Source organism: Bradyrhizobium cajani (genome assembly GCF_009759665.1).
Classification (GTDB): domain Bacteria; phylum Pseudomonadota; class Alphaproteobacteria; order Rhizobiales; family Xanthobacteraceae; genus Bradyrhizobium; species Bradyrhizobium cajani.
In genome coordinates, this window is sequence record NZ_WQNE01000038.1 from 26,193 (window position 1) to 46,360 (window position 20,168).

Consider the following 20,168-nt stretch of genomic DNA (forward strand, 5'->3'; position numbering starts at 1 on the left):
GTGCCGATGAACGAAACTGCAATTGCACGACCGGATGACGACCCGGTCCTGGTCCGGGCGTCACGCGAAAGCGATGTCGAGGCGATGCTGGCGATCTACCGCCATCACGTCCGCAATGGCGTTCCCCGCGACGTCGAGGGAACCGGCGCGCCCGAGCCCGACGATCTGCGCGACCGGCGCAAGAACCTGAAACAGACCCGCCTGCCGCATCTGGTCGCGACCTTTCGCGGCGAGGTCGTCGGCTATGCCTATGCGGTGCAGTTCCGCAAGCGGCCGGCCTATCGCTACACGGCCAAGCATTCGATCTACGTCCACCACGAGCATCTGGGCCGCGGAGTCGGACGGCTGCTGCTCCGGGAATTGATCGATGCCTGCGCCGCGGCCGGCTTCCGCCAGATGATCGGCTATATCGATGCCGACAATGCACCCTCGCTGGCGCTGCACGAAAAATTCGGCTTTGCCCGCGTCGGCCTGCTCTGCGGAGTGGCCTATCGCCACGGCCGCTGGTCCGATACTGCCATGGTACAGCGCTCGCTCGGCGCCGGCGTCACCGCACCACCGCCTGTCACGGCGCCCGGCCGGTAGGCCTCAGGACGGAAAGTCAGCCGGCCTCACCTGGATGCGGTCGGCATGCAGCGACCAGTGATGCAAGGCCTGGTTCTTGCAAAACATCGCCTTGGCCCGCTCTCTGGCTTCGTCCTCATCGGAGGCGTCAATCTCGAGCGTGCCCTGACACACCTCGATCTGCCGGCCGTATTGGCCGAGCACGTCCTTCATGAACTTGACGACATAAGTTGACATGGGACCTCCAGCTGCCCCGGCGCACTCTAATCCCAATTAGGCTGGATGCGGGAGGAGATTTTGACGCGGATCAAGATTGGGAGGCATTTTTTCAGCCGTCATTCCGGAGGCGCGCCTGGCGCGAGCCCGGAATCCGTCGGGCAGCAGCGTCCGTGAAATGAACGGATTCTCAGATGCGCAATTGCGCATCCTAGTTCGCGACTACGTCGCGCCCCGAAATGACAATGTGGCTTCCCCTACCCCGGCGTCACGCCGAACGCCTGCTTGAAACGCTCGGCGTAGCGCGGCCAGACCTCGGGATTGATGATGCGCGGCGGCCGCTTGCCGTCGAGCGTCTCCAGCACCTGCTCGGCGGCGATGCGGCCCATGTTCTGACGCGCTTCGATCGTGACGCCTGCCGTGTGCGGGCTCGCCAGCACGTTGTCGAGCTGGAGCAGCGGATGCTCCGGCGGCGGCGGCTCCTTGGACCAGACGTCGAGGCCGGCGCCCGCGATGCGCTTGTCGCGCAACGCCTGGAGCAGCGCGTCCTCGTCGTGGATGAAGCCGCGCGCCGTGGTGATGAAATAGGCATGCGGCTGCATCAGCGCGAACTCGCGCACGCTGATCAGGTTGCGGCTGCCCTTGTTGAGCGGACAGGAGATCGAGACGAAATCGGCGCGGCGCAGGAGCTCGTCGAGCTCGACCTTCTCCCCGCCCCGCTCGGCCATCACTTCGGCCGACAGATACGGATCATAGGCCAGCACCTTCATGCCGAGCAGGCCCTTGCACAGCGCGGCGATGCGCCGGCCGACATTGCCGAGCCCGATGATGCCGACGGTCTTGTGCTCGACCTCGTTGCCGACGAGATCGTTGCGGTTGACGTCGCGCTCGCGGCGCAGGCGGCGGTCCGACTGGATGATGCGCTTGGACAGCGTCAGCATCATCGCCAACGCATGCTCGGCCACCGAATGGGCATTGCCGCCGGACTGGTTGACGACCACGACGCCCGCTTCCGTGCAGGCCTCGACGTCGACGGGATCGAAGCCCGCGCCATTGCTGGAGACGAGCAGCAGGTTCGGCGTGCGTTTCAGGAAGGCCGCGTCGACATGGAAATGCGGCGCCAGCTCATCGCGGGCGGCGCCGATCTGGTAGACATGCGCGGCGGACAGGATCGGCGCATAGAAGTCTTCCGGGCTTCCGTTCTCGATCCGGTCCAGCCGGACGTCGGGCCGCGCCTTCAGAATGTCGATGTAGATCGGATTGGCCAAATAGTTGGAGTAGACGACACGCTTGTTGTTGACCGACATCAGGACCCTTCCGGCTCTCTCAGGAGATGCGCAAGGTCAGCGCGACGCGCGCTCGTCCGTGCCTTCCTCCCGTTTCTCGTTATCGCCGCTTATGACACGGCGGTGCCGGCCACGGCAGGCCGTCTGGCGCAGATCACCGTGCCGGCCGGGACATGTTGACAATCCCGCGCGCTCCGTCAAGTTCGGCAGATCGCCGCGACGGCCAGGACAATGGCAAAGACCAAGAGCATGCGCGGCGCAAGGGAGAACGCAATGGCGATTGCGGAACAGCAGACCTCGCCCCAGGCGGCGCAGGCCTCCAGCGACAGGACCTGGCACGCCATCGTCCTGCAGACCCTGAAGCGGAACGAGATCAGCCTCATCCCCTACGTGCCCGACCGCGTGCTGACGCCGCTGATCAAGAATTTGCACGCCGACCCCTTCTTCACCACGTTTGCCACCGCCCGCGAGGAAGAGGCCGTCGGCATCGTCTCGGGTGCCTGGATGGGCGGGCGGCGCGGCGCGGTGCTGATGCAGACCTCTGGCTTTGCCACGCTCGCCAACGTGCTGGCCTCGCTCGCGGTGCCCTACCAGATCCCGCTGATCATGTTCGTCTCCGAGCGGGGCACGCTCGGCGAGTTCAACTACGGCCAATCGCTGGTCTGCCGCACCATGCGCCCGGTGCTGGATTCGCTGGCGCTGGAGCATCACACCATCACCCGGCTCGACGAGCTCGAATTCATTGCCGACCGCTCGATCAAGCAGGCCGTCACCACGCAGGCGCCGGTGGCGCTGATCCTCAACCCGCTGCTCACGGGCGGCAAGGTCTTTGACAAGTGAGGCCGGCCAGGATGAGCACAAACATGAGCACGCCCAACACCAAGGTGATGAACCGCTTCGATGTCACCTCGCGCCTGATCGCGAAGCTCAAGCACGAGGAAGCCGTGATCGGCGGCATCGGCAATACCAATTTCGATCTCTGGGCCGCCGGCCACCGTCCGCAAAATTTCTACATGCTCGGCAGCATGGGCCTCGCTTTCCCGATCGCACTCGGCGTGGCGCTGGCGCAGCCCGACCGCCGCGTCTTCGCGCTCGAAGGCGACGGCTCGCTGCTGATGCAGCTCGGCGCGCTCTCGACGATTGCGACATTGAAGCCGCAGAACCTCATCATGATCGTCATGGACAACGGCATTTACCAGATCACCGGCGCGCAGCCGACGCCGGCGGCAAGCGTCGCCGACATCGTCGCGATCGCCACGGGCTCGGGGCTCGCCAACAGCGCCTGGGCCGCGGACGAGGAGGATTTCGAGCGTCTGGTCGACGAGGCAATGTCCGTCGCGGAGCCGAGCCTGATCGCGGTCCGCATCGACGACAAGCCGGGCGTCGGCACCACCCGCAGGGATCCCGTGCAGATCCGGGAGCGCTTCATGCACGGCCTCGGCGTGCGCGAGCCGCTTTGACATTTCGTCATTAACTACACGGCGATCTGATCCTCATCCCGCAACAGGCTGTCGCGAATCCGTGCTATCGGCAGCGGATGTCCATTTTTGTTCGCTTTTTTGCCTGGCTGCTCGCGGCCGCCGTCGCATTTGCAACCCTCGGGCCGCCCGGCCTGCGGCCCCATTCCGACCTCGGCCAGGACGGCGAACATGCCCTCGCCTTCATCCTGGTGGGACTGGCCTTCGGCCTCGCCTACCGGAATCGTCGCTGGGCCGTCGCCGCCGTCTCGGTGGTCCTGATCGGCCTGCTCGAGCTGATGCAGTTCTGGGCACCGGGACGGCATGCGCGACTGGAAGATTTTCTGGTCGATGCCGGCACGGCCTGCATCGGTTTTGCGCTCGCGGCCGCCGTCGATTGGGTCATGACCCGGTTGCGCACGAATTCCGCCCTGACAAGCTGAGGCCCCGCGGAGCAACGCTCCGCAGGGCCCAATTCTTCAAGGTCTACACACTTACCGATCAGTCGATGATCTTGACGACGCGGCGGGTGCGCGGCTCGACGATGACGCGGCGATCGTTCACGACCGCGTAGCGATATTCGGTGTAGTTCGGCACCGGGCGCAACACCACGGTCGGGGGCAGCGGCTCGCCGACCACGACGCGTTCGTGGATCACGACGGAACGATCGCGCGGGATTCCACCCAGAATCGCATTCGGAATTTCCAGACCGGCGCCAACGGCCGCACCGACGGTGCCGCCGACCATCGCGCCGACCGGGCCGCCGATGTCGCCGCCCGCACGCGCGCCGTCCCTTGCGCCCTGTTCGGTTGTCGACTGGGCAAAGGCTGCACTCGACGCCAGCAGCGACGCAGCAACCAACGAAATCGCAAGACGGGTTTTCATGTCCTCATGTCTCCAGTGGTTGTTCTGCGCCATCAACCGCGGAGCCGGACCATTGTTCCGGTTCCTGCGCGGCCAAAAACGCGTCAATTCCGGAGACTGTTACCCCGTAACACTTACGCCGCGGCGATCTCGTGCCCCGCCATCAGTTCCAGCGCGCGCACCATCGCGGAGTGATCCCAGGCCTTGCCGCCATGCGCGGTGCAGGAAGAGAACAATTGCTGCGCCACCGCCGTGCTCGGCAGCGACAGGCCGAGCGTGCGCGCGCCTTCGAGCGCGAGATTGAGATCCTTCTGGTGCAACTCGATGCGGAAGCCGGGATCGAAATTGCGCTTCACCATACGCTCGCCATGGACCTCGAGAATCCGCGACGATGCAAAGCCGCCCATCAGCGCCTGTCGCACCAGCGCAGGATCCGCACCGGCCTTCGACGCAAACAGCAGCGCCTCGCTCACCGCCTCGATCGTCAGCGCCACGATGATCTGGTTGGCGACCTTCGTCGTCTGCCCGTCGCCATTGGCGCCGACCCGGGTGACGTTCTTGCCCATCCTGTCGAACACCGGCTTCATCGTGTTGAAGGCGCGCTCCGGCCCGCCGACCATGATGGTGAGGCTCGCCGCCCTGGCGCCGACCTCCCCGCCCGACACCGGCGCGTCGAGATAGTCCGCGCCCAGCACCTCGATCTTCTTCGCGAACTCCTTGGTCGCGAGCGGCGAGATCGAGCTCATGTCGACGACGATCTTGCCTTTGGAGATTCCGGCGGCGACACCGTCCTTGCCGAACAACACGGCCTCCACATGCGGCGTATCCGGCACCATGATGATGACCGCGTCCGCCTCCTCGGCAACCTGCTGGCTCGACTTGCATGGAATGCCGCCGGCGGCGATCAGCTCGGGCGCCACCGGCGCAACGTCATGCAGGAGAACGCGATGGCCTGCGGCCAGGAGATGGCCGGCCATCGGCCGTCCCATGGTGCCAAGTCCGATGAAGCCGATGTCGATCATGTCTGACTTTCTCTCAGTTGGATTCGCGAAATTTCGGCCCCGCGCCCGGGGCACCTTTCCCGCTTGCGAGAGAGGTCGGCACGCAGTGCCGGGTGAGGGCTCTGTCCGCGTTGGGGTTCTTTCCGCATTTCACGAGTCCCACTGCGGAAATACCCTCTCCCCAACCCTCTCCCGCAAGCGGGAGAGGGAGTGCACCGGTGACCCCGCTTAGAGCCCACTACGTCTCAAACGTCTGTGCCGCGTGCCAGGACAGGCCTTCCAGCGTCGTGGTGCGCGGCTTGTATTCACAGCCGATCCAGCCGCGATAACCGATCGCGTCGAGATGGCGAAACAGGAAGGGATAGTTGATCTCGCCGGTGCCGGGCTCGTGCCGGCCGGGATTGTCGGCGAGCTGGACGTGAGCGATCTGCGGGAGATACTCCTGCATGGTGCGGGCGAGATCGCCCTCCATGATCTGCATGTGATAGATGTCGTACTGGATGAACAGATTGTTCGACCTCACCTCGGAGATCAGCTGCACGGCCTGCTCGGTGCCGTTGAGGTAGAAGCCGGGGATGTCGAGCGTGTTGATCGGCTCGACCAGGAGCTTGATGTTCTCCCGTGCCAGCGTCGACGCCGCAAAGCGCAAGTTTCCGACCAGCGTCTCGTTCAGCTCGCGCGGATCGGCATCGGCAGGCGCGATGCCGACGAGGCAATTGAGCTGCTCGCAATCCAGCGCCTTGGCATAGTCGATGGCGCGGAACACGCCGTCGCGGAATTCGGCGGCGCGATCGGGCAGGATCGCGATGCCGCGCTCGCCGGCACCCCAGTTGCCGGCGGGAAGATTGTGCAGCACTTGCGTCAGGCCATGGGCCTCGAGCTGCTCGCGCAGCTGCGCCTTGTCGAAATCATAGGGAAAGAGATATTCGACCCCGGCAAATCCCGCCGCCTTCGCCGCTGCGAAGCGGTCGAGGAACGGCATTTCGTTGAAGAGCATGGTGAGGTTGGCGGCGAATTTCGGCATGTGTCTCCCCTATTCCGCCGGCTGCAGCACGCGCGTGCTTCCGACCTCGTCGAGCGGCAGATCCAGCACCTCCTCGAACTCGACGATGTTGTCGATCTCCGTTCCCATCGCGATATTGGTGACACGCTCGAGGATGAACTCGACCACGACAGGCACGCGGTGCTTGGCCATCAATTCGCGCGCCGTGACGAACGCCGCCTGCGTGTCCTTCGGGTCAGTGACGCGGATCGCCTTGCAGCCGAGGCCTTCGGCGACCGCGACGTGATCGACGCCGTAGACGCCGATCTCGGGCGCGTTGATGTTCTCGAAGGACAGCTGGACGTGATAGTCCATGTCGAAGCCGCGCTGGGCCTGACGGATCAGGCCGAGATAGGAATTGTTCACGACCACGTGGATGTAGGGCAGATTGAACTGCGCCCCGACCGCGAGCTCCTCGATCAGGAACTGGAAGTCGTAGTCGCCCGACAGCGCGACGATCTCGCGCTCCGGACACGCCGCGCGCACGCCGAGCGCCGCCGGCAGCGTCCAGCCGAGCGGCCCCGCCTGCCCGGCATTGATCCAGTTGCGCGGCTTGTAGACGCCCAGGAACTGCGCGCCAGCGATCTGCGACAGGCCGATCACGGTGACATAGGCGGTGTCGCGGCCGAACGCCTTGTTCATCTCCTCATAGACGCGCTGCGGCTTGATCGGGACGTTGTCGAAATGGCTCTTGCGCAACATCGTCTTCTTGCGATCGCGGCAGGCGGCGGGCCACGCCTGGCGCTCGCGGAGCCTGCCTGACCGGCGCCACTCCCTGGCGACGGTGACGAACAGCTCGAGCGCGGCCTTCGCGTCCGAGACGATGCCGAGATCCGGATTGAACACGCGCCCGATCTGCGTCGGCTCGATGTCGACATGCACGAAGGTGCGGCCCTTGGTGTAGGTCTCGACCGAACCGGTGTGCCGATTGGCCCAGCGGTTGCCGATGCCGAGCACGAAATCGGACTCCAGCAGCGTGGCGTTGCCGTAGCGGTGGCTGGTCTGAAGGCCGACCATGCCGGCCATCAGCACGTGATCGTCGGGGATCGCGCCCCACCCCATCAGCGTCGGCACGACGGGCACGTTGGCGATCTCCGCGAATTCGACCAACAGGTCCGAAGCGTCGGCGTTGATGATGCCACCGCCCGCGACGATCAGCGGCCGCTCGGCGGCGTTGAGCATCTCCAGCGCTTTCTCGACCTGCTTGCGGGTCGCGGCGGGCTTGTAGACCGGCAGCGGCTCATAGGTCTCGTCGTCGAACTCGATCTCGGCGAGTTGCACGTCGAGCGGCATGTCGATCAGCACCGGTCCCGGCCGGCCGGAGCGCATCACGTGAAACGCCTGGCTGAACACGCGCGGCACCAGCGCCGGCTCACGCACCGTCACCGCCCATTTGGTCACGGGCTTTGCGATCGACTCGATGTCGACGGCCTGGAAATCCTCCTTGTAGAGACGCGCGCGCGGCGCCTGGCCGGTGATGCAGAGGATCGGAATGGAATCGGCGATTGCCGAATAGAGCCCGGTGATCATGTCGGTGCCGGCGGGGCCTGACGTTCCGATGCAGACGCCGATATTGCCGGCCTTGGCGCGGGTGTACCCCTCCGCCATGTGCGAGGCACCCTCGACATGCCGCGCCAGGATGTGCCGGATCGAGCCGCGCTTCTTCAGCGCGGAGTAGAGCGGGTTGATCGCGGCCCCGGGAACACCGAAGGCGGTGGAAATGCCTTCCTTCTCCAGAATACGGACGGCTGCATCGACGGCTCGCATCTTCGCCATATCGGACCTCGCTCAAGTTGCGTCAGCAAGCGAGATCATCGGGCGCGCAGAAGCCGATCTCAACGAGATCGATTTTATTTTCCACGATGCGGCAACCGCAGAAAAATCGCGGCGGTCTCAACCGGTTAGATCGAGATGGGCGTGAAAGCGATCACTCGAACAGCGGTGCCAGCTCCATCTGCGGCACCAGCACGAGACCCTTGTCGGTGATACGAATTTCCGGAATGACCGATAGGGGAATCAAATTGAAGCCCATGTAGGGAATGGTGCAACCGGCTTCCGTCCATTCCTGCTTCAGCACCTTGACCTCTTCGGCGACCTCCGTGACGCGCTTGTCGGAGAGCAGGCCCGCGATTGGCAGCGGAACCAGTGCCCTCACCTTGCCGTCGGCGACGACGCAGACACCGCCCTGCTGCTCTTTGATAGCGGCGATCGCGGCCTGCATGTCGGCCTCGTTGGTTCCGGCGACGATGATGTTGTGGCTGTCGTGTCCGACGCTGGAGGCCACCGCGCCACGCTTGAGGCCGAAATCCTTCAGCAGGCCATGGGCGACATTGCCGGCCGATTTTCCGTGGCGCTCGACCACCGCGACGAAGCACAGGCCGTAGCGCGCGAACAGCGACGGCCAATCCTTTGCCGGCTCGATCTTGACCTTCTCATGGATCAGCGTGATGCCCGGCAGCGCGGTCTTGATTGTGTTGACCGTGCAGGCCTTCGCCGGCAGCTGCGGCGTCAGCTTCATCTTCTCCGGCAGCTTGACCGTCGCATAAGCCGCCTTCGGATATTGGTATCGCTGCGACAGTGCCTGATCGAGAAGCGGCGTGATCTTGCCATGCTCGACCACCAGTTCGCCGCCATACCAGGTGCATTGCGGCTTGAGCTGATCGTCCATCAGCACGAGATCGGCGCGGCGGCCGCCACCAAGCCCGCCGATTTCGCCTTCCATGCCGAAGCGCGTGGCGCCGTGCAGCGAGCCCATCGACCAGGCCTGCTCCGGCGACATGCCCGCCTTCACGGCCTCACGCACCACCCAGTCGAGCCCGAAGAGCAGGAGATCGTCGGCGTCGCGGTCATCGGTGCACACGGCGGTGCGCTTGTGGGAGGCCCCGAGCTCGGTGATGGTCCGGATCGCCTGCGGCAGCGAATGCCACGGCGTCGTCGGCGGGCCGCCGCGCAGGAACACCCAGACGCCGGCGTCGAGCAGATCGTCGGCGATGTCGCGGTCGATCGCCTCGTGGGTGTCGGTGACGCCGGATGCCGCATAGGCCGCGACGAACTCGCGGCCGTAGACATGGCCGGACACCGGCCGGCCGCGCTTCAGGGCGGCGGCGAGGATCGCGTGGCTACGCTCGTCGCCCATCGTCACCGGCACGAAATCCATCTTCTCGCCAAGCGCCACCGCTTCGGGCCAGCGATCGAACAGGCCGGCGATCTTGTCCGGTGTGAGATCGCCGCCAGCGGTCTCCAACTCAGCCGACGTTGCAGGTACGGTGCTCGGCACCGTCAGGAAGATCGACAGCGGCGCCTCGCGCGCGTCTTCCAACATCGCCTCCACACCGGCAACGTCCATGACGTTGCCGATCTCATGGCTGTCGCAGAAGATCGTCGTGGTGCCGTTGAGCAGCGCGGCCTCGGCATAGGCGCAGGCCGTCACCATCGAGGATTCGATGTGGATGTGCGGATCGACCAGCCCCGGCGCAATGATGCCGCCGGCCGCGTCGTAAGTCGCAACGCCGCTCCAGACCTTCTTCGCCGCCCCGGCCGGCTTCACCGCCGCGATGCGGCCGCCGGTGATCCAGATCTCGCGGTTCGCGTGGATGCGTTCCGAATAGGTCGAGAGCACCCGCGCGCCCGTGACGACGAGGTCCGGCGCGACACGCGCCGAGGCGACATCGGCCAGGCGCCGCGTCATCGAGTGCAGCGCTGCGACGGCAAAGCGGGTAAGTTTGGTCATCGGGACCCTCGCGTGGAGTTACAGCCGAGCGATGGTTACGCCGTGCGCCAGACCGGGCAAGCTCAAATATAACGGCACGCTCTGCTTAGGCTTTAGGCGCCGAACCGCCTGCCGTCCCCGCCCTTCTGCGCGAGTTCCGCGGTCTCGAAGTCGGTGCGGCAGCGGGCTTGACCCGAATCCGCATCGACCTCCCTTTCTGCTCATCAATCTCGAAGGAATTTGTCTTCCGCACGAGGTCGCTCAGCTTGCGGAAGCCGAACGTCCTCGGATCGAAATCGGAAGCGAGATTGGCAAGCTGCCGGCCGACCTCCCCCAGAGCGACCCAGCCGTCCTCGCTCTCCATCTGGGTGATGACCTTCTTGATGACTGGCGTAGCTGCATCGAGCGGCTGAAGCGGCGCCGACCTTGAGGTGGCGTCCTGCGTATTCACCGTTCCGGCAAGCAGGTTCTCCGTGTAAACGAATCTGCGGCAGGCCTGCCTGAAGCTTTCCGGCGTCTTCTGCTCGCCGAACCCAAAGACGTCGATGCCCTGCTCCCGGATGCGGGCGGCAAGACGGGTAAAGTCGCTGTCGGAAGAGACCAGGCAAAAGCCGTCGAACCGGCCGCTGTGAAGCAGGTCCATGGCGTCGATGACCAGCGTTATGTCGGAGGCATTCTTCCCCGTCGTGTAGGCGAACTGCTGCTGCGGGATGATGGCGTGCTTGGACAGGATGTCGGCCCAGCCCCTTGATCGCGCATTGGAGAAGTCGCCATAGATGCGCCGGACGCTGGCCTCGCCGATCTTGGCAATCTCCTCGAACAGTCCGTCCGCGATCTTTGCGGAGGCATTGTCGGCGTCAATCAGAACCGCGAGACGGGGCGAACGGAGCTCAGAAGGCATGGCGGTTCCCCACGAGATGGACGCGGCACAAAAAGACAAGTCCGTCGGAGCGGCTAGTCCTCGTTCGCCTTGAAGCGACCCATCCCCTTCAGCACGAACGGGGCCAGCAGCGCAACCAGCGCGATGCCGAGAAGCGTCGCCGAGATCGGGCTTTGCAGCAGCGTCATGGGATCGCCGAGGCTGATCGCGAGCGCGCGCCGCAACTGGCTCTCGGCGATCGGGCCGAGGATCAGGCCGACGACGACGGGCGCGATCGGAAAATCGAACCGGCGCATCAGGAAGCCGAGCACGCCGAAGCCCGCCAGCATGGACAATTCGACCACCGACGGCTTGGCGGCGATGGTGCCCATGGTCGCGAAGACGAGGATGCCGGCATAGAGCCATGGCTGCGGGATCGCGAGCAGCCGCACCCACAGGCCGACCAGCGGCAGGTTGAGCACCAGCAGCATCAGATTGGCGATGAACAGGCTGGCGATCAGCCCCCACACGAGGTCAGGCCGCTCGGCGAACAGCAGCGGCCCCGGGTTGAGGCCGTATTGCTGGAAGCCCGCCAGCATCATCGCGGCCGTCGCCGAGGTCGGCAAACCCAGCGTCAAGAGCGGCACCAGCGTGCCGGCGGCAGACGCATTGTTGGCGGCTTCCGGTCCCGCGACGCCTTCGATCGCACCCTTACCGAATTCCTCCGGATGTTTTGTGAGACGCTTCTCGGTCGAATAGGACAGGAAGGTCGGGATCTCCGCGCCGCCCGCGGGCAGCGCGCCGATCGGGAAACCGAACATGGTGCCGCGCAGCCACGGCTTCCACGAGCGCTTCCAGTCTTCTTTGGTCATCCACAGCGAGCCGCGCACCGGCTCGAGCTTCTCCTCGGTGTGGTGGCGGCGCGATGCGACGTAGAGCGCCTCGCCCACCGCGAACAGGCCGACCGCAAGCGTCGTCACCTCGACGCCGTCGAGCAGCTCGGGGATGCCGAACGCAAGCCGCGCCTGTCCGGTCAGCTTGTCGATGCCGACAAGGCCGAGCGTCAGACCGATGAACAGGCTGGTCAGGCCGCGGACCGGGGAGTCCCCGAAGGTCGCCGACACCGTGACGAAGGCGACGCACATCAGCGCAAAGTAATCCTCCGGCCCGAAGCGCACGGCGAAATCGACCAGCCACGGCGCGAGGAAGGCGAGGCCGATGGTGGCGATGGTGCCGGCGACGAAGGAGCCGATAGCGGAGGTCGCAAGCGCCGGCCCGCCGCGGCCGGCCTTGGCCATCTTGTTGCCTTCGAGCGCGGTCGCCATCGAGGCGCTCTCGCCGGGCGTGTTGATCAGGATCGCGGTGGTCGATCCACCATACATGCCGCCGTAATAGATGCCGGCGAACATGATCAGCGAGCCGCCGGGGTCCAGCTTGTACGTCACCGGCAGCAACAGCGCGACCGTCAGCGCCGGGCCGATGCCGGGCAGCACGCCCACGGCCGTGCCGAGGAACACGCCTATCAGCGCATAAAGCAGGTTCATCGGCTGGACGGCGACCGCCATGCCGTGGGCCAGCGCCGCAAAAGTGTCCATCACAGCAGTCGCTCCAGGGGGCCTGCCGGAAGGCTCAGCGTCAGCAGGCGGTCAAACGCGAGATAAATGAGGGTGGACATCACGAGGGCGATGACGCTGTCGACGAGAACGGCGCGACGCCCAAAGGCGGCTGACGTCGTAACGAAGAGTGCCGAGGTCGCCAGGATGAAGCCGCCGCCGAAGCCTATGATCGCAATCAGGAGCGCGAGACCGATGAGGATCAAGACCACCGGCACGGGATCGGCGCTCTCGCGCGCCGGCAAATTGCCGCGCAGCGCGTCGATGAAGTTGCCGATCGCGAGCAGCGCGAGGCCGCTGGCGACCACGACGGGCATCGCCTCCGGCCCCATCCCGTACATCGCGCTGGATTGCAGGCCGCGCGAGTCCCAGACCAGCACCGCGGCGAGACCTGCGAGCAAGGCAGCTATGACGAGGCCGGCGCGATCGACGTGCCGCGGCGGTTGCGCAGGATCGCCTGAGGTCATGACTTGACGAGGCCGACCGATTTCAGCACGTCGGTGACGCGCGCCGTCTCCTTCTTCAGGAAGTCGGCGAAAGCATCGCCGCCGAGATAGGCGTCCTCCCAGCCCTTCTGCTTGAGGATCTCCTTCCAGGCGTCCGATTTCACCATCTTCTCGACCGCATCGCTCAAGGTCTTGCGCTGCTCCGGCGTGATGCCGGGAGGCGCAACCACCGAGCGCCAGTTGGCGATCACGAGGTCGATGCCCTGCTCCTTGAAGGTCGGGATGTCGCTGCCGGCGATGCGCTTCTCCGAGGTCACGCCGATGGCGCGCAGCTTGCCGGACTTGATCTGCCCTTCATATTCGCTCAGGCCCGAAATGCCCGCGGTGACCTTGCCGCCGAGGATCGCCGCCAGCGACTCGCCGCCGCCGGAGAACGGGATGTAGTTGATCTTCTTCGCGTCGGCGCCGACGGCGCCAGCGAACAACGCGGCCATCACATGGTCGACGCCACCGGCCGAGCCGCCGGCGAAGGTCACCTTGGCGATATCGGCCTTGACGGCCGCGGCCAGATCCTGCGCCGTCTTGATCGGAGAATTCGCGGGAACCACGATCACCTGGATTTCCTCGGTGAGCCGCGCGATCGGCGTCACCTGCTCGAGCGTCACCGGCGACTTGTTCATGGCGAGCGCGCCCACCATGACGAAGCCGTTGACCATCATCTGGTTGCCGTCGCCCTTGGCGCCGTTGACGAATTGCGCGATGCCGACGCTGCCGCCGGCGCCGGGAACGTTGGTGACCTGCACGCTGCGCGCGACACCGGACGCCACCAAGGCCTGCTGCATCGAGCGCGCGGTCTGGTCCCAGCCGCCGCCGGGCGCGGCCGGCGCCATCAGCTTCAGCTCGAGCTGCTGGGCAACGGCCGGGGTGGCCGCCGCGAGGGTCAGCGCGACGGCTGCGCCGACGAGGCGCGCGGGAATTCGAAACATCGGGGCATCTCCAGGCTCATGCGGACGTTTGCCGCATTGTGTCGTTTGGTCGCATATCAGCCAAAACGGCCGATGCTGTCCAGTGACATCCCCCCGCGATTCCTGGCTAGCAGGGGGTCGGCATCACCCCCCCGAGGGCGGCCGTCAGCTCGGCGGCAACGTCCCGCACGATTTGCCCAATTTCCGGCAACCTCTGGTCGGTCAGCCGGCTGGTCATGCCCGAGACGGAAATCGCCGCGAGCGGCTCGGCGCAGTCGCTGTAGACGACCGCGGCAACACAGCGCAGGCCCATGCAGGCTTCTTCATCGTCGAGCGCGTAGCCCTGCTTGCGGATCTTTTCGAGCTCCTTGAACAGGTCGCTCGGCCGCACGATCGACCTCTCGGTCAGGCGGGGCATGCCGTGATGGCGGATGACGGCGCCGACGTCCTCGTCGGAATAGGTCGCGAGCACCGCCTTGCCGACGCCGGAGGTCACCATGGGGACGCGGCCACCGACCTGGGTCAGCGAGCGCATGATCTCGCGGCTCTCCATCCGGGTCAGCACGATGATGAACTCGTCGTCGACGACGGCGAGGTTGGCGGTCTCGCGGGTGAGATCGCGCAGCTTGCGCAGGTACGGAATCGCCTGCGCGGAGAAATTGCGCCGCCGCGCGAAGCTCGCGCCCACCGTGAAGCTGCGCACGCCGACATGCCATTTGGATTCGGCGCGGTCGAACTGCACGAAGCGGCGGCTTTCGAGCGTGGCGAGCAGGCGGTGGACGGTGGACGCCGACAGGCCGGTGCGAACGGCGAGATCGCTGAGACGATAGCCTTCGTCGTCCTCGGCCAGTGTTTCGAGGATCGACAGCGCGCGGTCGACGGACTGCACGCCGCCGTCGCGCGCCTCGTGGTCGACCTCCGATGCCGATCGGGCTTCGTGCGATTTGCGCCGGATCACGTTCTTGCTCATCGCGACCTGCCGCTTGTGCGTTCGTCATTCCGGGATGGCGCGCCGGGACTGCGCGAAGCGCGGGCCTGGCGCGCCAGACCCGGAATCTCGACATCCCGGGTTCGATGCTTCGCATCGCCCCGGGATGACAGGAGAGATAACGCTCAGAGCAGCCCTGCCCCGCGCGCCCACTTGTACTTGGCGCCGAGCACTTCGACCGGAAGCTCGGTCGAATAGGCGTAGGCGGGGATGCCGTTCTGGTAGAGATATTCGGCGGCCTCCTCGACCTCGACGTCGCCGGCAAGCGAGGCGACCATCGGCTTCACGAAGCCCTTGGCCTCCATCTCCTTCTTCACCTCGACCATGTTGCGGGCGAACACCATCGGCGGGGTGACGATGGTGTGCCAGTAGCCGAGGATCAGCGCGTGGATGCGCTCGTCTGACAGGCCGAGCTTCACCGTGTTGACGTAGGTGATCGGCGGCTCGCCGCCGGTGATATCCACAGGATTTCCGGCCGCGCCAAACGGCGGGATGAACTTGCGGAAAGCCGCATCGAGATCCGGCGGCATCGACATCAGCGACAGGCCGTTGTCGACGCAGGAGTCCGACAGCAGCACGCCCGAGCCGCCCGCACCGGTGATGATCAGCACGTTCTCGCCCTTCGGCGTCGGCAGCACCGGCACGCCGCGGGCGAATTCGAGCAGCTGGCGCAAGCTGCGCGCGCGGATCACGCCGGACTGCTTGAAGACGTCTTCATAGATGCGGTCGTTACCGGCGAGCGCGCCGGTGTGCGAGGACGCCGCCTTCGCACCCGCAGACGTGCGGCCGGCCTTGAGCACGACGACCGGCTTCTTCTTGGAAACGCGCTTGGCCGCTTCCGCAAAGGCGCGGCCGTCCTTGAGGTCCTCGCAGTGCTGCGCGATCAGGTTGGTGTTCGGGTCCTGCTCGAAGAAGGCGAGCAGATCGTCCTCGTCGATGTCGGACTTGTTGCCGAGACCGACGATCGCCGAGACGCCCATCTTGGCCGAGCGCGAGAAGCCGATGATGGCCATGCCGATGCCGCCAGACTGCGACGACAGCGCGGCGTGGCCCTTGACGTCATAGGCAGTGCAGAAGGTCGCGCACAGATTGGCCGGCGTATAGTAGAAGCCGTAGATGTTCGGCCCCATCAGGCGGATGTCGTACTTCTTGCCGACCTCGACGATCTCGGCCTGGAGCTCGGGCGCGCCGGCCTCCGCGAAGCCCGACGGGATCAGCACCGCGCCCGGGATTTTCTTCTCGCCGCATTCGGTCAGCGCTGCTGCCACGAACTTCGCGGGGATCGCGAACACCGCGACGTCGATCACGCCGGGCACGTCCTTGACGCTCTTGTAGGCCTTGTAGCCGAGGATCTCGGCGGCCTTGGGATGGATCGGATAGATCTCGCCCTTGTAGCCGCCGTTGATGAGGTTCTTCATCACGGAGTTGCCGATCTTGCCGTCCTCGGCGGAGGCGCCGACCACGGCGACCGCTCTCGGCTGCATGATGCGGTTCATCGCCACAACGATCTCTTCGGTCGGGCGCGGCTTCGGCTTGGGAACGTAGGCGAAGTCGACGACGATGCGGACGTCCGCGGCAGTCGCGCCCTTCGGCGTCGCGAACACCGGGTTGAGGTCGAGCTCGACGATTTCAGGGAAATCGGTGACGAGCTGCGAGACCTTGACGATGACGTCGGCGAGCGCGGCGCGGTTCACCGGTTCGCCGCCGCGAACGCCCTTGAGGATCTCATGCGCCTGGATGCCGTCCAGCATCGACAGCGCGTCTTCCTTGGTCGCGGGCGCGAGGCGGAAGGTGATGTCCTTCAGGACTTCGACCAGCACGCCGCCGAGGCCGAAGGCGACCAGCTTGCCGAACGAGCCGTCGGTGATCGAGCCGACGATCACTTCGGTGCCGCCGGCCAGCATCTGCTGCACCTGGATGCCCTCGATCTTGGCGTCGGACTTGTATTTCTTGGCGTTGCCGAGAATGGTCTCGTAGGCCTTCTCGGCCTCCCCGGCCGTCTTGAGGCCGACGATGACGCCGCCGGCCTCGGTCTTGTGGAGAATGTCCGGCGAGACGATCTTCATCACCACCGGGAAGCCCATCGCGGAGGCCATCTTGCCGGCCTCACCCGCCGACTTCGCCACGCCTTCCTTCGGCACCGGAATGCCATAGGCGTCGCAGACCAGCTTGCCTTCCGGCGCCGTCAGGCTGGTGCGGTTGTCCGCCTTGACCTGGTCAAGCACCTTGCGGACGGCATCTTTGGAATTGGACATGTGGCTTCTCCCTTGACCTCAGTTCGTTCTTTGCAAAGCGCGCGCGTGTTGCGGCTGCCCGTGATGCTTGCCATTCGCCGCGCTCTGTTCCATGCGGCGGAACGGAGTGGCATAAGGCCAATGTTACTCCGCCGCCTTGGATCAAAAATGGCTGGCGATGGCATTTGGTATGCCAGAAGCCAACTTGTCAAGCCGCCGCACGATCTAGAACGCCGCAAAAAATAGCCAGCTTGACATTCTGGCATGTGGTATGCCAAAAACTTTCCCGTTAATAATCCTGTAAAAGACGACTCCCACAGGAGGAGATTCGTCGTGTCACTACGGAAACCAACCAAGGCGTTGCCGAACATGGCCGAGGCAGACATCGCAATCGTTCGTATTGCCCCGGAGAGCAGCTTCAAGAACAAGGCGTATGACGCCTTGAAGGAAGCCATCCTCAAGATGGACATCTATTCGACGCCCGAGCCGGTGATGCTCGACGAGCGCGCGCTGTCCGAACGCCTGGGCGTCAGCCGCACGCCGATCCGCGAAGCGATCGCGATGCTCGAGCAGGACGGTTTCGTGAAGACGGTGCCGCGCCGCGGCATCATGGTGGTGCGCAGGACCAAGAGCGAGATCGTCGACATGATCCGCGCCTGGGCGGCGCTGGAGAGCATGGCCGCCCGCCTCATCACCACCACCGCGCGCAAGAAGGACATCACCGCGCTGCGCGACTTCTTCAAGGACTTCGGCAAGGACCGCCTGCCCGAGGATCACGTCGAGGAATATTCGCGCGCCAACATCGCCTTCCATCAGGCGCTGATCTCGCTGTCGGAATCGCCGGTGCTGGTCGATCTCACCAACGATCTCCTGCTGCATGTGCGCGGCTATCGCCAGCTGACCATCGGACGCAAGGATCGCACGGCGACGTCGCTGCCGGAGCATCTCGGCATCATCGAAGCGCTCGAGGCCCGCGACACCGAGCTCGCCGAGAAGCGGGCCCGCGACCACACCCTTGGCCTTGCCGCTTACGTCGAAGCGCACGGTCAGGAACTCTTTACCTAGCAACGTCCACCAGAAGGGCGAAAAACTCGCCCCAGTATTGAGACCAGGGAGACAAGGCCCATGCTGAATACCGCGACCAAGTCCGAAGCACCGGGCACCGAGCAGGAACTGACGGATGGCTTCCATCTCGTCATCGACGCGCTCAAGCTGAACGGCATCAACACCGTCTATAATGTGCCGGGCATCCCGATCACGGATTTGGGCCGCATGGCGCAGGCCGCGGGTCTTCGCGTGATCTCGTTCCGCCACGAGCAGAACGCCGGCTACGCCGCAGGCATCGCCGGCTATCTTACCAAGAAGCCCGGCGTCTGCCTCACCGTCTCGGCGCCCGGCTTCCTCAACGGTCTCACCGCGCTCGCGCATGCCACCACCAACTGCTACCCGATGATCCTGATCTCGGGCTCCTCCGAGCGCGAGATCGTCGACCTCCAGCAGGGCGACTATGAGGAGATGGACCAGCTCGCGATTGCGAAGCCCCTGTGCAAGGCGGCCTATCGCGTGCTGCATGCCCAGGACATCGGCATCGGTTTCGCGCGCGCCATTCGCGCCGCGGTCTCGGGCCGTCCCGGCGGCGTCTATCTCGACCTGCCGGCAAAGCTGTTCGGCCAGGTGATGAACGCCGATGCCGGCCAGAAGTCGCTGGTCAAGGTGATCGACGCCGCACCCGCGCAGATCCCCTCGCCTGCCTCGGTGAAGCGTGCGCTCGACGTGCTCAAGAGCGCCAAGCGCCCGCTCATCATCCTCGGCAAGGGCGCGGCCTACGCGCAGGCCGATGAGGAGATCAAGTCTTTCGTCGAGAAGAGCGGCGTGCCGTTCCTGCCGATGAGCATGGCCAAGGGCCTCCTGCCCGACACCCATCCGCAATGCGCCGGTGCGGCACGCTCGACCGTGCTGAAAGAATCCGACGTCGTCATGCTGATCGGCGCGCGGCTGAACTGGCTGCTCTCGCACGGCAAGGGCAAGAGCTGGGGCGAGGCGCCCAAGAAGTTCATCCAGGTCGACATCGAGCCGAAGGAGATGGACTCCAACGTCGAGATCGTCGCGCCCGTGGTCGGCGACATCGGCTCGGTCGTCTCGGCCTTCAACCAGGCGATGGGAACGGGCTGGACCGCCCCGCCCGCCGAATGGACCAAGTCCATTTCGTCCAAGCGCGAAGAGAACGTCGCCAAGATGGCGCCGAAGCTCATGAACAACAAGTCGCCGATGGACTATCACGGCGCGCTCGGCGTCTTGAAGAACGTGATCAAGGATCATCCCGAGGCGATCCTCGTCAACGAAGGCGCCAACACGCTCGACCTCGCCCGCGGCGTCATCGACATGTACCGCCCGCGCAAGCGTCTCGACGTCGGCACCTGGGGCGTGATGGGCATCGGCATGGGCCAGGCGATCGCGGCTGCGCTCGAGACCGGCCACCCCGTGCTCGCCGTGGAAGGCGACTCGGCGTTCGGCTTCTCCGGCATGGAGGTCGAGACCATCTGCCGCTACAACCTGCCGATCTGCGTCGTCATCTTCAACAATGACGGCATCTATCGCGGCACCGACGTCAACGGCGCGAACTCGGATCCCGCGACGACGGTGTTCGTCAAGGGCGCGCGCTACGACAAGATGATGGAAGCCTTCGGCGGCGTCGGCGTGAACGCGACCTCGCCGGATGAGCTGAAGCGCGCGGTCAACGAGGCGATGAAGTCCGGCAAGCCGACGCTCATCAACGCGGTGATCGATCCGGCCGCCGGCTCGGAGAGCGGCCGCATCGGCAACCTCAATCCGCAGAGCGTTCTTCAGAAGAAGAAGTAACCGACCGCCGGGTCATTCCCCGCGCAGGCGGGGAATCCAGTAATCGCCGAACCAACCTTGAGGCG

Annotated in this window: 19 protein-coding genes; 6 read left to right on the plus strand and 13 right to left on the minus strand. The window is 65.3% G+C overall.

Features of this window, described 5'->3' with window-relative positions:
- The first annotated feature begins 6 nt into the window (after positions 1–6).
- On the plus strand, positions 7–585 hold the full coding sequence (locus GPL20_RS32440) for a GNAT family N-acetyltransferase (protein WP_157335529.1): 579 nt from the start codon (positions 7–9) through the stop codon (positions 583–585).
- Positions 586–588: 3 nt separating this feature from the next.
- Here GPL20_RS32440 and GPL20_RS39075 read toward each other — a convergent pair whose 3' ends face one another.
- Together GPL20_RS39075 and GPL20_RS32450 are read right to left on the minus strand one after the other, a co-directional pair.
- On the minus strand, positions 589–801 hold the full coding sequence (locus GPL20_RS39075; protein WP_167533313.1) for a phosphoribosylformylglycinamidine synthase subunit PurS: 213 nt from the start codon (positions 799–801) through the stop codon (positions 589–591).
- A gap of 236 nt (positions 802–1,037) precedes the next feature.
- On the minus strand, positions 1,038–2,087 hold the full coding sequence (locus GPL20_RS32450; RefSeq protein WP_157335532.1) for a hydroxyacid dehydrogenase: 1,050 nt from the start codon (positions 2,085–2,087) through the stop codon (positions 1,038–1,040).
- Positions 2,088–2,339: 252 nt separating this feature from the next.
- Here GPL20_RS32450 and GPL20_RS32455 point away from each other — a divergent pair, with 252 nt between their 5' ends.
- From GPL20_RS32455 to GPL20_RS32465, 3 genes are all read left to right on the plus strand, one after another.
- Positions 2,340–2,906 (plus strand): thiamine pyrophosphate-binding protein, encoded by a 567-nt coding sequence (locus tag GPL20_RS32455; protein WP_157335535.1) that lies wholly within the window; start codon positions 2,340–2,342, stop codon positions 2,904–2,906.
- An 11-nt stretch (positions 2,907–2,917) separates the two neighbouring features.
- Positions 2,918–3,526 (plus strand): thiamine pyrophosphate-dependent enzyme, encoded by a 609-nt coding sequence (locus GPL20_RS32460; RefSeq protein ID WP_157335537.1) that lies wholly within the window; start codon positions 2,918–2,920, stop codon positions 3,524–3,526.
- Between the two features lie 77 nt (positions 3,527–3,603).
- Positions 3,604–3,966: a VanZ family protein gene (locus GPL20_RS32465; RefSeq protein ID WP_157335539.1), complete on the plus strand. Its 363-nt coding sequence runs from the start codon at positions 3,604–3,606 to the stop codon at positions 3,964–3,966.
- Between the two features lie 58 nt (positions 3,967–4,024).
- Here the strand turns inward: GPL20_RS32465 and GPL20_RS32470 are convergent, their stop codons facing one another.
- The 11 genes from GPL20_RS32470 to GPL20_RS32520 form a co-directional block, all read right to left on the minus strand.
- Positions 4,025–4,408 (minus strand): DUF1236 domain-containing protein, encoded by a 384-nt coding sequence (locus GPL20_RS32470; RefSeq protein ID WP_157335541.1) that lies wholly within the window; start codon positions 4,406–4,408, stop codon positions 4,025–4,027.
- A gap of 113 nt (positions 4,409–4,521) precedes the next feature.
- The gene (locus GPL20_RS32475) at positions 4,522–5,409 is read right to left on the minus strand and encodes a 2-hydroxy-3-oxopropionate reductase (RefSeq protein ID WP_157335551.1); all 888 of its coding nucleotides are present in this window, start codon (positions 5,407–5,409) and stop codon (positions 4,522–4,524) included.
- Positions 5,410–5,626: 217 nt separating this feature from the next.
- Positions 5,627–6,412, minus strand: coding sequence for a hydroxypyruvate isomerase (hyi, locus tag GPL20_RS32480; RefSeq protein WP_157335555.1), 786 nt, complete (start codon positions 6,410–6,412; stop codon positions 5,627–5,629).
- 9 nt (positions 6,413–6,421) lie between these two features.
- The gene (gene gcl / locus GPL20_RS32485; RefSeq protein WP_157335565.1) at positions 6,422–8,206 is read right to left on the minus strand and encodes a glyoxylate carboligase; all 1,785 of its coding nucleotides are present in this window, start codon (positions 8,204–8,206) and stop codon (positions 6,422–6,424) included.
- Positions 8,207–8,357: 151 nt separating this feature from the next.
- Positions 8,358–10,160, minus strand: a complete 1,803-nt coding sequence (locus GPL20_RS32490; RefSeq protein ID WP_157335576.1) for an adenine deaminase C-terminal domain-containing protein — start codon at positions 10,158–10,160, stop codon at positions 8,358–8,360.
- A gap of 85 nt (positions 10,161–10,245) precedes the next feature.
- Positions 10,246–11,040 carry an NYN domain-containing protein gene (locus GPL20_RS32495; protein ID WP_157335587.1) on the minus strand — a complete coding sequence of 265 codons (795 nt, stop codon included), beginning with the start codon at positions 11,038–11,040 and terminating at the stop codon, positions 10,246–10,248.
- 53 nt (positions 11,041–11,093) lie between these two features.
- Entirely contained in the window at positions 11,094–12,593 is a 1,500-nt protein-coding gene (locus tag GPL20_RS32500; RefSeq protein ID WP_157335589.1) for a tripartite tricarboxylate transporter permease, read from the minus strand.
- Positions 12,593–13,078 carry a tripartite tricarboxylate transporter TctB family protein gene (locus tag GPL20_RS32505; protein ID WP_157335592.1) on the minus strand — a complete coding sequence of 162 codons (486 nt, stop codon included), beginning with the start codon at positions 13,076–13,078 and terminating at the stop codon, positions 12,593–12,595. The genes GPL20_RS32500 and GPL20_RS32505 overlap by 1 nt, the downstream gene beginning before the upstream one ends.
- Positions 13,075–14,043 (minus strand): Bug family tripartite tricarboxylate transporter substrate binding protein, encoded by a 969-nt coding sequence (locus GPL20_RS32510; protein WP_157335595.1) that lies wholly within the window; start codon positions 14,041–14,043, stop codon positions 13,075–13,077. The genes GPL20_RS32505 and GPL20_RS32510 overlap by 4 nt, the downstream gene beginning before the upstream one ends.
- 106 nt (positions 14,044–14,149) lie before the next feature.
- Entirely contained in the window at positions 14,150–14,992 is an 843-nt protein-coding gene (locus GPL20_RS32515) for an IclR family transcriptional regulator (protein ID WP_157335599.1), read from the minus strand.
- A 143-nt stretch (positions 14,993–15,135) separates the two neighbouring features.
- Positions 15,136–17,265 carry an acetate--CoA ligase family protein gene (locus GPL20_RS32520; protein WP_157335602.1) on the minus strand — a complete coding sequence of 710 codons (2,130 nt, stop codon included), beginning with the start codon at positions 17,263–17,265 and terminating at the stop codon, positions 15,136–15,138.
- Between the two features lie 348 nt (positions 17,266–17,613).
- Between GPL20_RS32520 and GPL20_RS32525 the strand changes: the two genes are divergently transcribed.
- The gene (locus tag GPL20_RS32525) at positions 17,614–18,309 is read left to right on the plus strand and encodes a GntR family transcriptional regulator (RefSeq protein ID WP_162250091.1); all 696 of its coding nucleotides are present in this window, start codon (positions 17,614–17,616) and stop codon (positions 18,307–18,309) included.
- Positions 18,310–18,369: 60 nt separating this feature from the next.
- Positions 18,370–20,103: an oxalyl-CoA decarboxylase gene (gene oxc / locus GPL20_RS32530; RefSeq protein ID WP_157335615.1), complete on the plus strand. Its 1,734-nt coding sequence runs from the start codon at positions 18,370–18,372 to the stop codon at positions 20,101–20,103.
- The last annotated feature ends 65 nt before the right edge of the window (positions 20,104–20,168 follow it).

Excerpts from the sequence above, each read along its gene's own strand:
- GPL20_RS32440 (WP_157335529.1), top strand. The coding sequence starts at position 7 with ATGAACGAAACTGCAATTGCACGACCGGATGACGACCCGGTCCTGGTC.
- GPL20_RS39075 (WP_167533313.1), bottom strand. The coding sequence starts at position 801 with ATGTCAACTTATGTCGTCAAGTTCATGAAGGACGTGCTCGGCCAATAC.
- GPL20_RS32450 (WP_157335532.1), bottom strand. The coding sequence starts at position 2,087 with ATGTCGGTCAACAACAAGCGTGTCGTCTACTCCAACTATTTGGCCAAT.
- GPL20_RS32455 (WP_157335535.1), top strand. The coding sequence starts at position 2,340 with ATGGCGATTGCGGAACAGCAGACCTCGCCCCAGGCGGCGCAGGCCTCC.
- GPL20_RS32460 (WP_157335537.1), top strand. The coding sequence starts at position 2,918 with ATGAGCACAAACATGAGCACGCCCAACACCAAGGTGATGAACCGCTTC.
- GPL20_RS32465 (WP_157335539.1), top strand. The coding sequence starts at position 3,604 with ATGTCCATTTTTGTTCGCTTTTTTGCCTGGCTGCTCGCGGCCGCCGTC.
- GPL20_RS32470 (WP_157335541.1), bottom strand. The coding sequence starts at position 4,408 with ATGAAAACCCGTCTTGCGATTTCGTTGGTTGCTGCGTCGCTGCTGGCG.
- GPL20_RS32475 (WP_157335551.1), bottom strand. The coding sequence starts at position 5,409 with ATGATCGACATCGGCTTCATCGGACTTGGCACCATGGGACGGCCGATG.
- hyi (WP_157335555.1), bottom strand. The coding sequence starts at position 6,412 with ATGCCGAAATTCGCCGCCAACCTCACCATGCTCTTCAACGAAATGCCG.
- gcl (WP_157335565.1), bottom strand. The coding sequence starts at position 8,206 with ATGGCGAAGATGCGAGCCGTCGATGCAGCCGTCCGTATTCTGGAGAAG.
- GPL20_RS32490 (WP_157335576.1), bottom strand. The coding sequence starts at position 10,160 with ATGACCAAACTTACCCGCTTTGCCGTCGCAGCGCTGCACTCGATGACG.
- GPL20_RS32495 (WP_157335587.1), bottom strand. The coding sequence starts at position 11,040 with ATGCCTTCTGAGCTCCGTTCGCCCCGTCTCGCGGTTCTGATTGACGCC.
- GPL20_RS32500 (WP_157335589.1), bottom strand. The coding sequence starts at position 12,593 with ATGGACACTTTTGCGGCGCTGGCCCACGGCATGGCGGTCGCCGTCCAG.
- GPL20_RS32505 (WP_157335592.1), bottom strand. The coding sequence starts at position 13,078 with ATGACCTCAGGCGATCCTGCGCAACCGCCGCGGCACGTCGATCGCGCC.
- GPL20_RS32510 (WP_157335595.1), bottom strand. The coding sequence starts at position 14,043 with ATGTTTCGAATTCCCGCGCGCCTCGTCGGCGCAGCCGTCGCGCTGACC.
- GPL20_RS32515 (WP_157335599.1), bottom strand. The coding sequence starts at position 14,992 with ATGAGCAAGAACGTGATCCGGCGCAAATCGCACGAAGCCCGATCGGCA.
- GPL20_RS32520 (WP_157335602.1), bottom strand. The coding sequence starts at position 17,265 with ATGTCCAATTCCAAAGATGCCGTCCGCAAGGTGCTTGACCAGGTCAAG.
- GPL20_RS32525 (WP_162250091.1), top strand. The coding sequence starts at position 17,614 with ATGGCCGAGGCAGACATCGCAATCGTTCGTATTGCCCCGGAGAGCAGC.
- oxc (WP_157335615.1), top strand. The coding sequence starts at position 18,370 with ATGCTGAATACCGCGACCAAGTCCGAAGCACCGGGCACCGAGCAGGAA.